Origin of the sequence: Dechloromonas sp. CZR5 (genome assembly GCF_008711155.1) — a bacterium.
In the GTDB taxonomy this organism is placed as follows: Bacteria; Pseudomonadota; Gammaproteobacteria; order Burkholderiales; family Rhodocyclaceae; genus Azonexus.
The window spans coordinates 385747-399183 of record NZ_VUYQ01000002.1 but is presented as its reverse complement, the minus strand read 5'-3'; the positions used below and the strand labels follow the sequence as shown (position 1 = coordinate 399183).

Annotated in this window: 14 protein-coding genes; 10 read left to right on the top strand and 4 right to left on the bottom strand. The window is 62.6% G+C overall.

Annotated features, from left to right (window positions below; genetic code table 11):
- Positions 1-2: 2 nt before the first annotated feature.
- The 8 genes from F1002_RS06985 to F1002_RS06950 all read left to right on the top strand — a co-directional run bounded on the left by F1002_RS06985 (position 3) and on the right by F1002_RS06950 (position 7275).
- Positions 3-407 carry an ExbD/TolR family protein gene (locus F1002_RS06985; protein WP_150428296.1) on the top strand — a complete coding sequence of 135 codons (405 nt, stop codon included), beginning with the start codon at positions 3-5 and terminating at the stop codon, positions 405-407.
- Positions 408-410: 3 nt separating this feature from the next.
- Positions 411-1208 carry an energy transducer TonB gene (locus tag F1002_RS06980; protein WP_150428295.1) on the top strand — a complete coding sequence of 266 codons (798 nt, stop codon included), beginning with the start codon at positions 411-413 and terminating at the stop codon, positions 1206-1208.
- Positions 1209-1229: 21 nt separating this feature from the next.
- Positions 1230-2510 (top strand): Tol-Pal system beta propeller repeat protein TolB, encoded by a 1281-nt coding sequence (gene tolB / locus F1002_RS06975; protein WP_150428294.1) that lies wholly within the window; start codon positions 1230-1232, stop codon positions 2508-2510.
- An 18-nt stretch (positions 2511-2528) separates the two neighbouring features.
- Entirely contained in the window at positions 2529-3080 is a 552-nt protein-coding gene (pal, locus tag F1002_RS06970) for a peptidoglycan-associated lipoprotein Pal (RefSeq protein ID WP_150428293.1), read from the top strand.
- A 3-nt stretch (positions 3081-3083) separates the two neighbouring features.
- Entirely contained in the window at positions 3084-3827 is a 744-nt protein-coding gene (ybgF, locus tag F1002_RS06965; RefSeq protein WP_150428292.1) for a tol-pal system protein YbgF, read from the top strand.
- Positions 3828-4466 carry a 7-carboxy-7-deazaguanine synthase QueE gene (gene queE, locus F1002_RS06960; RefSeq protein WP_150428291.1) on the top strand — a complete coding sequence of 213 codons (639 nt, stop codon included), beginning with the start codon at positions 3828-3830 and terminating at the stop codon, positions 4464-4466. It abuts the gene before it with no gap.
- Positions 4467-4482: 16 nt separating this feature from the next.
- Complete coding sequence (locus F1002_RS06955) at positions 4483-4845, top strand: PilZ domain-containing protein (RefSeq protein WP_150428290.1); 363 nt, start codon at positions 4483-4485, stop codon at positions 4843-4845.
- A 216-nt stretch (positions 4846-5061) separates the two neighbouring features.
- Positions 5062-7275, top strand: coding sequence for an EAL domain-containing protein (locus tag F1002_RS06950; protein ID WP_150428289.1), 2214 nt, complete (start codon positions 5062-5064; stop codon positions 7273-7275).
- Between the two features lie 35 nt (positions 7276-7310).
- Here F1002_RS06950 and F1002_RS06945 read toward each other — a convergent pair whose 3' ends face one another.
- Genes F1002_RS06945 through F1002_RS06930 form a run of 4 tightly spaced genes read right to left on the bottom strand, consistent with a single transcriptional unit; the run spans position 7311 to position 10692 of the window.
- Positions 7311-8021 (bottom strand): ABC transporter ATP-binding protein, encoded by a 711-nt coding sequence (locus F1002_RS06945; RefSeq protein ID WP_150428288.1) that lies wholly within the window; start codon positions 8019-8021, stop codon positions 7311-7313.
- Positions 8018-8773, bottom strand: a complete 756-nt coding sequence (locus F1002_RS06940; RefSeq protein ID WP_150428287.1) for an ABC transporter ATP-binding protein — start codon at positions 8771-8773, stop codon at positions 8018-8020. Before F1002_RS06940 ends, F1002_RS06945 begins: the two co-directional genes overlap by 4 nt.
- Complete coding sequence (locus F1002_RS06935) at positions 8766-9725, bottom strand: branched-chain amino acid ABC transporter permease (RefSeq protein WP_150428286.1); 960 nt, start codon at positions 9723-9725, stop codon at positions 8766-8768. The genes F1002_RS06940 and F1002_RS06935 overlap by 8 nt, the downstream gene beginning before the upstream one ends.
- Positions 9726-9777: 52 nt before the next feature.
- Positions 9778-10692 carry a branched-chain amino acid ABC transporter permease gene (locus F1002_RS06930; RefSeq protein ID WP_150428285.1) on the bottom strand — a complete coding sequence of 305 codons (915 nt, stop codon included), beginning with the start codon at positions 10690-10692 and terminating at the stop codon, positions 9778-9780.
- Positions 10693-10897: 205 nt separating this feature from the next.
- Here F1002_RS06930 and F1002_RS06925 point away from each other — a divergent pair, with 205 nt between their 5' ends.
- The gene (locus tag F1002_RS06925) at positions 10898-12889 is read left to right on the top strand and encodes a TonB-dependent siderophore receptor (protein ID WP_150428284.1); all 1992 of its coding nucleotides are present in this window, start codon (positions 10898-10900) and stop codon (positions 12887-12889) included.
- Between the two features lie 10 nt (positions 12890-12899).
- Positions 12900-13427 (top strand): YfiR family protein, encoded by a 528-nt coding sequence (locus tag F1002_RS06920; RefSeq protein ID WP_150428283.1) that lies wholly within the window; start codon positions 12900-12902, stop codon positions 13425-13427.
- Positions 13428-13437: the final 10 nt, after the last annotated feature.

Genomic DNA, 13437 nt, shown 5'->3' with positions numbered 1-13437 from the left:
CCATGCGCCAGCGCCGCCTGAAAAACGAAATCAACGTCGTCCCGTACATCGACGTCATGCTGGTGCTGCTCGTCATCTTCATGGTGGCGACACCGATGATGACCACCGGCTCGGTCAATCTGCCGGAATCGGGTACGGCGCCGGGCAAGCCGGACAAGTACCTGAAGGTCGAGGTCAAGCCGGACGGACATTTGTCGGTGTTCGATACCAACGGCAAGGAAACCAAGGTCGCTAGCCTGCGCGAATTGAAAAGTGTCCTCGGCCCGCTGAAGGGCGATGGCGAACAGGCGCCTGCCGTACTCGTCGCCGGTGACGGCGACGCACCCTACAAGAACGTGATCGAGGTGCTCGACGAAGTGAAGAAACTGCATTTCGACAAGGTCGGCCTGGAAACGCGCAGCAAGTAAGCGATGATCCTCGAGCGGCCCGAAGAACCCGGAAAAAAATATGCGCTGGCGCTGACCGTGCTGGTGCATTTGCTGTTGCTGGTCGTCCTGTTTTTCGGCGTGCAATGGAAACGTAGCAAGCCGGAGGTGTATGAGGTCGAACTGTGGTCGCCGACGCCGCGGCCGGCCACCCAGGTGGTGCCTCCTCCCCCGCCGCCCGAGCCGGAGGTGAAGCCGCAGCCGAAACCCGAGCCCAAGGTCGAACCCCCGCCGCCGAAAAAACCGGACATCGTGGTCAAGGAAGAAAAAAAGAAGCCAGACCCCCCCAAACCGGAGCCCAAGAAACCGGAGCCGCCAAAGCCCGAACCGAAAAAGCCGGAGCCGCCGAAGCCGGAGGCCAAACCCCAGCCGAAGTTCGATTTCAGCAAGGAACTGGCGAATGAAACGTCGCAGCTGAAGTCATCGGCCAAGGCGCAGGCCACCGCCCAGCAAATGGCCAACGCCGCGGCGGCAGAAGCCGAGCAGCGGGCATCGGCAAACAAGCGCGGCGTGGCGGATTACGCCAATAAAATCCGCGTCCGGGTCAAGAGCAACATCGCCTTGCCGCCGAGTATTCAGGGGAATCCGGAAGCCGTTTTCATGGTCGATCAATTGCCGACCGGAGAAGTCCTGGATGTGCGCCTCAAGCGCTCCAGCGGCAATCATGCATTGGATGCGGCCATCGAGCGGGCGATCCGCAGGTCGTCTCCTCTCCCCAGACCGGACGATCCGTCCCAGTTCAAGCGAGAACTGGAAATCAAATACCGCCCATTTGAAGAGTAAAATCGCGCGAAAGTTTTGAAAATGAACGTAATGTCCCGAATTTCCCGCCGAATTTTCCTTGTCTTTGCCCTGCTCGTCACGGGTCTGGCCCAGGCGCAATTGTCCATCGATATTACCGGTGCCGGTGCCAACCGGATTCCGGTGGCCATCGTCGATTTTCCGGGTGACCCGGTGGCGTCGCGTGTGATTACCGCGACCGTGCGCAGCGACCTGGAGCGTAGCGGCCTGTTCAAGCTGATCGACCACAACGGCCTGGCCTTCGACGAGAACGCCCCGATCAACCACGCTGACTGGAAGGGCAAGGGGGCCGACGCGCTCGCCGCCGGTAGTATCGCGCGCAGCGCCGATGGCCGCATGGAGGCCCGCTTCCGCTTGTATGACTCGCAAAAGGGCGTGGCGCTGGGCGGCGCCGCCTACGTGACCAGCACGACCCAGTTGCGTGCCGCCGGCCATCGTATCGCCGACTATATCTACGAGAAGCTGACCGGTGAAAAGGGCGTCTTCTCGACACGCATCGCCTACGTGGTCAAGGCGCGCGGCCAGTTCCTGCTGCAGATTGCCGATTCCGACGGCCAGAATGCAGCAACGGCGCTGACCTCGACCGAGCCGATCATTTCGCCCGTCTGGTCGCCCGATGGCGGCAAGCTGGCCTATGTGTCGTTCGAGAAGAAAAAGCCGGTCATTTACGTGCACTCCCTGTCGTCTGGCCAGCGCATCATCGTTGCCAACTTCAAAGGCTCCAACTCTGCACCGGCCTGGTCGCCGGATGGGCGCAAGTTGGCGGTCGTCCTCTCCAAGGACGGCAATTCGCAGATCTACGCGGTCAATGCCGACGGCAGTGGCCTGCAGCGCGTCACCCAGTCGTCCGGTATCGATACCGAGCCCCGTTACTCGGCCGATGGCGGCACGATCTACTTCACCTCCGACCGCGGCGGCAGCCCGCAGGTCTATCAGGTCGGCACCAATGGCGGCGACTCGCGCCGTGTCACCTTCGAGGGTAGCTACAACGTCTCGCCGCGCCCGTCGCCGGACGGCAAGAGCCTCGCCTTCATCACCCGGCGCGAAGGCCGCTTCCAGCTCGCCGTGATGGATCTGGCCAGTCGCCAGGTCCAGGTGCTGAGCGATTCGAACAAGGACGAGTCTCCCAGTTTTGCCCCCAACAGCCGCATGATCCTGATCGCCACCGAAGTTGGCGGGCGCGGCGTCCTATCGGCTGTCTCCAGCGATGGCAGGATCAAACAACGCCTCACGGTCGCGGCCGGCGATGTCCGCGAACCGGCCTGGGGTCCGTACTATCAATAATCCACACCGGAGAACAACGTGAAAAAACTGCTGATCCCTGCCCTCCTGTCTGCCTTGCTGGCTGCCTGTTCCACCACCCCGTTGCCCGAAGACGGGGCCGGCGCTCCCGTCGAATCGCGTACCGGCGGTTCGTCCTCCACCGGCGTGACCCCGGTGACCGCCGGCGGCCTCGATGCCAGCGGCCTGCCGCGCGAGCTGACCGATCCGTCCAGCAAGTTGTCCAAGCGCAGCATCTATTTCGATCTCGACAGCTACGAAGTCAAGGATGAGTACAAGGATCTGGTGGCCGCCCATGCCAAGTACCTGAGCGCCAACAAGGGCTTCAAGGTTCTGCTCCAGGGCAACACCGACGAGCGTGGCAGCCGCGAATACAACCTGTCGCTCGGCCAGAAGCGTGCCGAAGCGGTGAAGCGTTCGCTGACCCTACTCGGCGTCAAGGATGACCAGATCGAATCCGTCAGCCTGGGCGAAGAGAAGCCGAAGAACCCGGGGCACGATGAAGCTGCCTGGGCGGAAAACCGTCGTGCCGACATCCTGTACAAGGCCCCGGACGGCCGCGGCGAGTTCTAAACCATGCGTCCGGTTCGAATCGCCCTTCTGATTGCCGCCCTGGGTGCCGCGCAGGCCCAGGCCGGTGTCTTCGATGACGACGAGGCGCGTCGCCAGATCGCCGACCACCGGATCAAGACGGAGGCGCGATTCGACCAGCAGGCCAAGGCGCAACTGGATCTGGCCGCCCAGATCCAGCGCCAGGCCGAAGAGATCGCCCGCCTGCGCGGACAGATCGAAACGCTGAACTACGAGCTGGAAACGGCCAAGAAGCGCCAGCAGGATTTCTATCTCGACCTCGATACGCGTCTGCGCAAGTTCGAGACGCCGGTTGCCGCCAACGGCAGCACCGATCCGAATGCCGCCACGCCGCCGGCCAAGCCGACCGGCGACCCGGCCAAGGAAAGCCAGGAGTACGAAGCCGCCCTGAACCAGTTCAAGGCCGCCAAGTACAAGGATGCCGCGGCGGGTTTTGCCGCCTTCGTGCAGAAGTATCCGGACAGTACGCTGGCGCCCAATGCCCAGTACTGGCTGGGCAATGCCTGGTATGCCCAGCGCGATTGCAAGCGTGCGATCGAGGCGCAGAGCGTGGTGACCACCAAGTATGCCGACAGCCCCAAGGCAGCCGACGCATGGCTGGCCATGGCGACCTGCCAGCAGGAAATGGGTAATGCCAGCGGAGCGAAGCGCTCGCTGGAAACGGTCGTTGCCAAGTACCCGAGCGCTCAGGCTGCCGACGTGGCTCGCGAAAGACTGAAGAAGAAATAATTGGCCCTGCGTATCACCGAAGTTTTCTACTCGCTGCAAGGCGAGGCCTCGCGTGTCGGCTTGCCGACGGTTTTTGTCCGCCTGACCGGTTGCCCCCTGCGCTGCACGTGGTGCGATACCACTTACAGCTTCACCGGCGGCGAAGCCGCGACGGTCGAGTCGGTGCTTGCCGAGGTGGCGAAGTATCCTGTCCGCCAGGTCTGCGTGACCGGCGGCGAACCCTTGTCGCAGAAGGATTGCCTGCCGCTGCTGACAGCGCTGTGCGACGCCGGCTACGATGTGTCGCTGGAAACCTCGGGCGCCCTCGACGTGGCCGGTGTCGATCCGCGCGTGTCGCGCATCATGGATCTCAAGGCACCGGGTTCCGGCGAGGTCGGGCGCAATCTGTGGAGTAACCTGGATTGCCTGAACGACCGCGACGAGATCAAAATGGTCATCGCCTCGCGCGACGACTACGAGTGGGCGCGCGACGTCATTCGCCAGCGCCATCTCGACCGTCTGTGCCCGGTTCTGCTTTCACCGGCGCAAGGCCTCCTCGAAGCCTCGTCACTGGCTGAGTGGATTCTCGCCGACGGCCTGAACGTACGCTTCCAGCTGCAACTGCACAAGCTGCTTTGGGGTAACATGCAGGGAAAGTAAAACGACGGAGGCAAGCTTGAACCAGAATCGTCGCCGGTTTTCCCGGATTCCCTTTCACTGCGAAGCCAGACTTTTCCTGCCCGATGGCGAGCATGTCGTCGAGGTGCTCGATCTCTCGTTGCAAGGAGCGTTGATTGCGCCGACGAGCCCGATGTACGTTACGGTCGGCAGCCAGGGAACGCTGAAAGTCCGCCTCGACGAACTGGGTTCCGGCATCCGGATGGATGTATCCATCGTGCATCACGTCGCCAATTACTACGGTCTGCTATGTCGTGAAATCGATCTGGACAGTGTGACGCACCTGCGTCGCCTGGTTGAGTTGAATCTCGGCGACGAAAAACTCGCCGAGCGCGAATTTGCATTGCTGACGAGCAGCTGAGTTTCGCGCCGGGCGCGAAAAACCCCGCGAAAACTGTCTTTCGGGGCTTGCTACCCTTCTGTCATTGTGTTCATAATCTCCCCATAATATTGCCGCACCCTCCGTTCGGCGGGTCGCAGAGGCAGGAGCTTGGGGAGGATGTATGTTTGCACGAGGTGCTTTATTTCGTGCGGCAAGTTCGCCGCCGGTAAGCCTTGCTTGGACCGGGCGACGGTCATGACTTCCTCGTCGATGTTCCCGGAGACGTGCGTGCTGACCGGGGCGTGGCACGAAACCGGTCTGCGTCCCACCCAGCTCTGCGCCCTCCAGCACGCCATCTTTGAAAATGCCGGACGGGCGATCATCCTGACCGATACGCAGGGGATGATTCTCTACTTCAATGCCCAAGCCCAGAAAATGCTGGGTTATACGTGGGAAGAGGTCGTCTGTCGGGAAACGCCCCTGATCTTTCACTTGGCCGAAGAGGTCGGCGAGCGCGCCCGGGGAGTGACACGCCAGCGCGGCGTGGCTGCACCCGAGGGCTTCTCCGTTTTCGTGGCCGATCTCGGTCCGGAGCAGCCTGTAATCGAAGCCGAATGGACCTATGTCCGAAAGGACGGTTCGAGCTTTCCCGTCAGCCTGTGCATCAGTCTGCTGCGCGGCAAGTGCGGCGAGATTCTGGGTTACCTTGGGATTGCGACGGATATTTCCGAACGCCAACAGCACGAACAGAGTCTCCGGATTGCGGCAATTGCTTTCGCCTCGCAGGCGGCGATCATGGTTACCGATGCGGAGCAACGCATTCTGCAGGTCAACCAGGCCTTTTCGACGCTCACCGGCTATCCGGCTGCCGAAGCAATCGGCAGCACGCCCAGCATATTGAAGTCGGGGCGGCAGGATGCCACGTTCTATACCGAAATGTGGCGTACGCTCGCCGAGACGGGGCATTGGCAGGGCGAAATCTGGAATCGCCGCAAGAGTGGGGAGGTTTTCCCGGAATGGCTGACGATCAGCAGCGTACGGGATGCCTCGGGCAAGGTGACGCATTTCGTCAGCACCTTTTCCGACATCAGTAATTTGAAAGTCGCCGAGTCGGAGATTCATCATCTGGCCTACTACGATCCGCTGACGGCCATGCCCAACCGCCGCATGCTGCTCAACCGGCTGGAAAAATCGTGCCTGGCCAGCAAGCGTGACGGACATTTCGGGGCATTGCTGATGATCGATATCGATCACTTCAAGACCCTGAACGATACCCTGGGCCACGATGTCGGCGACCGCTTGCTGACCGAGGTCGCCAATCGGCTGGCGGCATGCATACGCGAATGCGATACGGCGGCCCGCCTGGGGGGCGACGAGTTCGTGGTGATGCTCGAAAACCTGGGGGGTGATGCCGCGGGCGCCGCTCTCCAGGCGGAAGCGGTCGCCGAGAAGGTTCGTTTCGAGTTGGCCCGCCCCTATCTGCTGATCGGCGATACCGAGTACTTTCGTTCGGCGAGTATCGGGATTAGTCTTTATCTGGGCTGTGAAAAGACCGTCGATGTGCTGCTCAAGCAGGCCGATATTGCTTTGTACAAATCCAAGGATGCCGGGCGCAACGCGATCCGCTTCTTTGACAATGCCATGCAGATTGCGCTGGACGAGCGCGCAGCCCTCGAGTCGGGCCTGCGTCGCGCCTTGTCGCGAAACGAATTCGTGCTTTACCTGCAACCACAGGTCAATGCGGAAAGCCGCCTGGTCGGTGTCGAAGTACTGCTACGCTGGCGTCCTCCCGGAAAGGCCATGATTTCGCCTGCCGATTTTATCCCGCTGGCCGAAGATACCGGGTTGATCGTTCCGATCGGCCTGTGGGTGCTCGATCAGGCCTGCGCGGAATTGAGTCGCTGGGCCGACGATCCGGAGACGGCGGACCTGACCATGGCGGTCAACGTCAGCGCCCGCCAGTTCCGTCAGGGCGACTTCGTTAGCCAGGTCGGCGACGCCCTGGCGCGACACGGAGTGAACCCCGGGTTGATCAAGCTGGAACTGACCGAGAGCCTGCTGCTCGACAAGGTCGAGGATGTTGTCGCCAAGATGCAGGCGCTGCGCCGCATGGGGGTTCGCTTTTCGCTTGATGATTTCGGAACAGGCTATGCCTCCCTGTCTTACCTGAAACGCTTTCCGTTCGAGCAACTCAAGGTGGACCGTTCGTTCATCAGCGACATCATGCGCAATAGCGACGACGCAGGCATCGTGCGGGCCATCCTGGCGATGGGCAATACGCTGCGCCTCAACGTGGTGGCCGAGGGGGTCGAGGACAGCGATCAGCATACCTACCTGGTGAGGCACGGCTGTGCCTTTTTCCAGGGATACCTGTTCGGCAAGCCAATGTCATTTGCCGAATTTCGCAGGGACTTGGGTGGCTACCGGCGAACGGTGTCGAACGCATCGTTCGACGACTGGATGATTTAGCGCGTTGCGTCGTCGGTGCAGCAGACGACCGGACCTCAGATGCCCAGGTAGCGGTGCCAGATGCCGTGGTCGGCATCGAGGTCGGTCGAACTGCCCTGCCAGACGACTTGTCCACGCTCGACAATGGTGTGGTGGTCGGCCAGCTCGATGAGTTTTTCGACATACTTGTCGACCACCAGGACACTTTGCCCCTCGCTGCGCAGGCGGGCAAGGCAAGCCCAGATTTCATCGCGGATCAGCGGAGCGAGGCCTTCCGTGGCTTCGTCCAGAATCAGCAGCCGCGGATTGGTGACCAGGGCGCGGCCGATGGCCAGCATCTGCTGCTCGCCGCCGGAGAGCTGGTTGCCAAGGTTTTTTCTGCGCTCCTGCAGGCGCGGAAACAGAGCGTAGACGCGGGCCAGCGTCCACGGCTCAGGGTTGCCGCGACGATTGGCGGAGAAGGCCACCAGATGTTCGTCGACCGTCAGGTTGGGGAAGCACTGGCGGCCTTCCGGCACCAGGGCGATACCGGCGCGGCCGATGCGGTCGGGTCGCCAGTCGGTAATTTCCTCGCCGGCAAAGCGGATGCTCCCGGCCTTGACCGGTTCCAGCCCGCAGATGGCGCGCAAGGTCGTCGTCTTGCCCATGCCGTTGCGGCCGAGCAGCGTGCTTGCCTCGCCCTCGGCCATGCCCAGGTTGAGTCCGAACAACACCTGGCTCGGCCCGTAGGCAACTTCCAGCCCGGAAACCTCCAGAAGGGCGTTCACAAATGATCTCCCAGATAGGCGCGGCGTACGGCGGCATCGTTGCGGACCTCTTCGGGCGTACCGGTGCAGATCAATTGACCGTTGACCAGCACCGAGATGCGGTCGGCCAGCCGGAAAACGGCGGCCATGTCGTGCTCGACGAGGAGGATGGTGACGCGGCGGGCCAACTGCTCGATCAACTCGACCATGCGGGCCGACTCCTCGGGGCCGGTGCCGGCCATCGGCTCGTCGAGGAGCAGGAGTTTGGGGCGGGTGGCCAGCACCATGGCCAGCTCGAGTGCGCGCTGCTCGCCGTGCGACAGCATGCCGGCGGCGGCCCCGTCCTTGCCCTGCAGCCCAACCTGTTCGAGATAGCCCTTTGCTTCCTCGAAGAGGGCGGCTTCCCGGCCGACCGGCCGCCAGAAGCGGAAGCTGCTGCCGGCATCGTTGCGCCCCTGGACGGCCAGCGCCACGTTGTCGAGCGCGGAGAGGCCGGGAAAGATGTTGGTGATCTGATAGGAGCGCGCCATGCCGGCGCTGACCCGCCGGTGCATGGACAAGGTGGTCACGTCGTGGCCGGCGAAGCGGATGCGGCCGCTGTCCGGTTGCAAGGCGCCGGAAACATGGTGGATGAAGGTCGTCTTGCCCGCGCCGTTCGGTCCGATCAGGGCATGGACTTCGCCGGCGGTGACGTTGAAATCGACTTCCTTCAACGCATCGACCGCACCAAAGCGGCGCGAGAGCCGGCTAACCTCGAGCAATGCTTCAGCCATGGTCGTTACCCCGGGTGGGTCCGAACAGCGCGGCGACACCCCGGGGGGCGAAGAGAACGACCGCGAGCAGCAACAGGCCGAGCACGATGTGCCAGTGCGCCGTGAAACCGACCAGCATTTCTTCCAGCATCAGCAGGACGACCGCGCCGACCACGCCGCCGTACAGGTAGCCGACGCCGCCGATGATGACCATGACCAGCAGCGTGCCGGATTGTGTCCATTGCAGCAGGTTGGGGCTGGCCAGTCCGGTCAGGTTGGCGAGCAGCGCGCCGGCGAGCCCTGCGCCCATGCCGCTCAGGACGAAAGCAACGAGACGAAAGCGGAATACGAGGTAGCCGAGCGCTTCCATGCGTGTCTCGTTTTCACGGATGGCTTGCAGTACCCGGCCGAAGCGGGCATCGACGAGCCGGCCGAAAAGGGCCATGGCAGCGACCAGCGCAAGGAGGGCTGCGTAGAACAGGGCGTCGTCGGAAGCCAGGGGAAGGCCGCCCAGGGTCATCCGTCCGTTGAGCGGCAGCCCGTCGTCGCCGCCCCAGCTGCGTGCGGAGACAAACAGGTAATACGCCATCTGGGCGAAAGCCAGCGTGATCATGATGAAGTAGACGCCCCGGGTTCGCAGGCTGACGGCCCCGACGACCAGGGCGAATAATCCGGCAACACCCATGGCCAGCGGGAAGGCGATCAGGGCTTCGTTGATGCCGGCCTGCTGGCAGATGGCGGCGACATAGGCGCCGGCGCCCAGAAAGGCGGCATGCCCGAGGGACACCATGCCGCCGAAGCCGAGTACGAGGTTGAGACTGGAGGCAGCCAGTGCGAAGATCAGCACGCGGGTGGCGAAGCCGATATAGAACGCCTGGTCGAGTGCGGTGAGCACGGTCGGCACGGCGAGTGCCGCGAGCAGCAAGGCCAGTGACAGCGGTTTCTGCCAGGGGGCGGCGCGGTAGAGGGCCATTCAGGCGATCCTTGGCGCGAATGCCGCCGGGAGCGGGGTGGAAAGCATCATCTCAGGCACGTGCCGGGAAGAGGCCTTGCGGCTTGAAGAAGAGGATGGCGGCCATCAACAGGTAAATGAGGATGGAAGCCAGCGCGGGACCGAGCGTCGACGCCGCATCCGCCGGCAGCAGGGCGCGCAGCAGGGTGGGCAGCAGCGCGCGGCCGAGGGTGTCGACGGTGCCGACGATGAGGCTGCCGACCAGCGCGCCGCGGATCGATCCGATGCCGCCGATGATGATCACCACGAAGGCGAGAATCAGCACGCTTTCGCCCATGCCGACCTGTACGGCGAGCAGAGGGCCGAGCAGGCCGCCGGCCAGGGCGCACAAGGCCGCGCCAAACACGAAGACGGCGGTGAACAGCGCCCGCACATTGATCCCCAGCGACTCGGTGATCTCGCGATTGGCGGCGCCGGCACGCACCCACATGCCGACCCGGCTCCGGGCGACCAGCAGATAGAGCAGGAGGGCGACTGCCATGCCGACGGCGATGATGAGCAGGCGATAGGCCGGGTAGAAGAAACCGCCGATCTCGACCGGTCCGGCCAGCGCCTCGGGCGGATTCAGCAGCAGGGCGGCCGGTCCCCAGATGGCGCGGACGGCTTCGTTGGCGATCAGGATCAGGGCGAACGTGGCGAGCACTTGCGACAGGTGGTCGCGCTGGTAGAGGCGGCGGAACAGCGTCAGTTCGAGCACCAGACCCAGTACGGCCGCGCCGGCTACCCCGACGCCCAGTCCGATCCAGAACGAATCGGCGGCCTGGGTGGCCGCGGCGACAAAGTAGGCGCCCACCATGTACAGCGAACCGTGTGCCAGGTTGATGCAATCCATGATGCCGAAGACCAGCGTTAATCCGGCGGCGAGCAGGAACAGCATGAGGCCGAACTGGAGGCCGTTGAGAGTCTGTTCGAGGATGAGCTGGAGCATGCGTGGCGGGGCGGGGGCAGTCGTGAGCGGCGCGGGCTTCGGGCCCGGATGGGGCGAGATTATCCGGTAAAAACCGGTCGACTGAACAAGCTTTGTGATTCGGGAGAATCAGGGTATGGCATGGATTGTTTTGACATAAATCTATAAAATGTCAAAATTGGTATTGTTGTTGTGTGTTTGAGTGATGAGGTTCGGTACCCTGAAAATGGTATTTGTCTTGATCGGCCTGCAGTTGGCCGGGGGCTTGGCATGTGCCGGAACCGCCCGCGACCTGTCGGATACGCCGTTCGAGCAACTGGTACAGCAGGAGATTGTTCCCGCCTCGCGGCTCGCCCAGCAAATCAGCGATTCGCCATCGGCCGTTGCCATCGTCACCGCCGATGACATCCGGGCCTACGGCTACCGCACGATAGCCGACGTCATCAACGGTATGCGCGGCCTGTACACGACCTATGACTATCGCTATCAGTACATGGGCGGGCGCAGCTTCGGCGTGCCGGGTGACTACGCCGGCCGGATCATGCTGATGATCGATGGCTACGCGACGCAGGATAGTCTTTTCAATCAGGCCTACATCGACAACTCCGGCCTGATCGACCTCGATCTGGTCGAGCGGGTCGAATATGTCCCGGGCACCGGCTCCGTGACCTACGGCAGCAATGCGATGCTGGGCATCATCAATATCGTCACGCGCCAGGGGCGCTCATTCAATGGCACGCAGGTGGCGGGCGATGTGTTCAGTCATGGTGGCAGGAAGGAGCGGCTGACCTATGGCAAGCGCTTCGAAAACGGTGCCGATGTGCTGTTCTCGGTATCGGCCCTCGACGTCAACGGCGGGAATCGCTATTTCCCTGCTTACGACACGCCGGCGACCAACAACGGCATCGCCGAGGGCCGGGACTGGGAGCGCAACAAGCGCCTGTTCGGCAAGTTCTCATATGAAGGCCTGACGCTCGAAGGGGCTTATGTCGACCGCAACAAGGCGGTGCCGACCAACCCCGCCTACGCCACGGCGTTCAATTCGCTGTTTGCCATCCGCGACGAAAACGCCTTCCTGAATGCCCGCTACGAAAGCGACCTGGGTCTGAGTCTCCATTCCTCGACGCGTTTTTACTACGGCCAATACGTTTACGACGCTTTCAGGGAGTTTGCCGACGACAGCGATGGTGAAAAATACGGCCAGCGCCGTTTCGAAGGGAAATGGTGGGGGCTGGATCAGAAATTCGTCGGTAACTGGTTCAAGGATCATTCCCTCGTCTTTGGCGTCGAGTATCGCAACGATTTTCGCCAGAATTTTCGCTGGCGCTATCTTTCGGCGGCGCACGAGACGGTGCGCACGGTGCAGGAAGACTACGCAAGACGCACGATCAGCCTTTATCTGACGGACGAGATACGCCTCAACGATCAGTGGTCGCTCAACATCGGCGCTCGCTACGACGATGCCAGCGATCTGGCGCCCAACTGGAGCCCGCGTCTGGCGGCCATCTACCGTCCCGCTGCGGAGACGACGTGGAAGGCTTCCTACAGTGAAGCCTTCCGCATGCCGAATGCCAACGATCGCTCGACCTACGGGGCAATGGCGGCGCCGGAATACGTGGCGGCCAGCGAGCTGGTCTTGCAGCACGAATTCACGCCGCGCCTGCGCTTCACCGGCTCGTTGTACCGCTACAAGCGGAGCCGGCAACTGGTGTACAACGCCGTGGCCGACGATTATCTGCCGGAAGGGTCCAGTACCAGCCGGGGACTTGAGGTCGAGCTGGAGCGTTCGTGGGAAAGCGGCGTTCGGATACGCGGCAGCATGGCCTGGCAGGATGCGAGCAATGTGCAGGGGGCGCAACTCGCCAACGCACCGCATGTGCTGGGCAAGTTCAATCTGACTTTTCCGGTCCTGGCCGATCAATGGCGGGTCGGCTTCGAGGGGCAGTATCTGGGATCGCGGTTGGCCCTGGTCCAGGAGGAGACGGGCGGCAGCATTCCCGACCAGAAGCGGCTGGGAGCGATGGCCCTGGCCAATCTGACCCTGTCCAGCGAACGCAAGTGGTACGGCTTCTCGGCATCCTTCAGCATCCGTAACCTGTTCGACCGGCACTACGAGGTGGTTTCACCTTTCACCTGGCGCCCCGCCAGCGACATTCCGCAGGAAACCCTGCGCATGGACGGCCGGAGCTACTGGTTCCAGCTGCGTTGCGATTTCTGAGGCGACGGGCATGCGGACACTATTCCTCCTCGTCTCGATCTGGCTGGCCGGGATCGTATTGGCCGATTCCGGCGGGGAACGGCCGGCCGCCATCGCCGAGGCCGACATGAAGGCGGCCTACATTTACAACTTTGGCGCGTTCACGGAATGGCCGGAGTCGAACCGGATCAGCTTCAATATCTGCACCTTGGGCGATGACAAGGTTGGTCGCTCGCTAAGGCGTTACGAGGGCAAGCTGATCAGCCACCGGCGGGTGGTGGTGGCGCGCCTGTCATCGCTGGCGGCCATTTCCGATTGCCAGATCCTTTTCATCGGCGATTCCGAGTTGCCCAATCTCGGGCGCATTACCCATGAACTGGGACAGCAAGCGGTGTTGACCGTGACCGATGCGCCGGTCCTGTCGCAGGTGGGTGCGGTCATCATGCCGGAGGGGCAGCGTCTCGCCTTCGAGGTCAATCTGGATTACTGCAAGCGTGCCAATCTGAAGCCGCAATCAAACCTGCTGCGCCTGGCAAAGAGCATCCGCAAGAGCGACTAGCTACCCCGGG

Bases quoted from the DNA above. Each gene is read 5' to 3' on its own strand.
- F1002_RS06985 (WP_150428296.1), top strand. From the start codon at position 3: ATGCGCCAGCGCCGCCTGAAAAACGAAATCAACGTCGTCCCGTACATC.
- F1002_RS06980 (WP_150428295.1), top strand. From the start codon at position 411: ATGATCCTCGAGCGGCCCGAAGAACCCGGAAAAAAATATGCGCTGGCG.
- tolB (WP_150428294.1), top strand. From the start codon at position 1,230: ATGAACGTAATGTCCCGAATTTCCCGCCGAATTTTCCTTGTCTTTGCC.
- ybgF (WP_150428292.1), top strand. From the start codon at position 3,084: ATGCGTCCGGTTCGAATCGCCCTTCTGATTGCCGCCCTGGGTGCCGCG.
- F1002_RS06950 (WP_150428289.1), top strand. From the start codon at position 5,062: ATGACTTCCTCGTCGATGTTCCCGGAGACGTGCGTGCTGACCGGGGCG.
- F1002_RS06940 (WP_150428287.1), bottom strand. From the start codon at position 8,773: ATGGCTGAAGCATTGCTCGAGGTTAGCCGGCTCTCGCGCCGCTTTGGT.
- F1002_RS06935 (WP_150428286.1), bottom strand. From the start codon at position 9,725: ATGGCCCTCTACCGCGCCGCCCCCTGGCAGAAACCGCTGTCACTGGCC.
- F1002_RS06930 (WP_150428285.1), bottom strand. From the start codon at position 10,692: ATGCTCCAGCTCATCCTCGAACAGACTCTCAACGGCCTCCAGTTCGGC.
- F1002_RS06925 (WP_150428284.1), top strand. From the start codon at position 10,898: ATGGTATTTGTCTTGATCGGCCTGCAGTTGGCCGGGGGCTTGGCATGT.
- F1002_RS06920 (WP_150428283.1), top strand. From the start codon at position 12,900: ATGCGGACACTATTCCTCCTCGTCTCGATCTGGCTGGCCGGGATCGTA.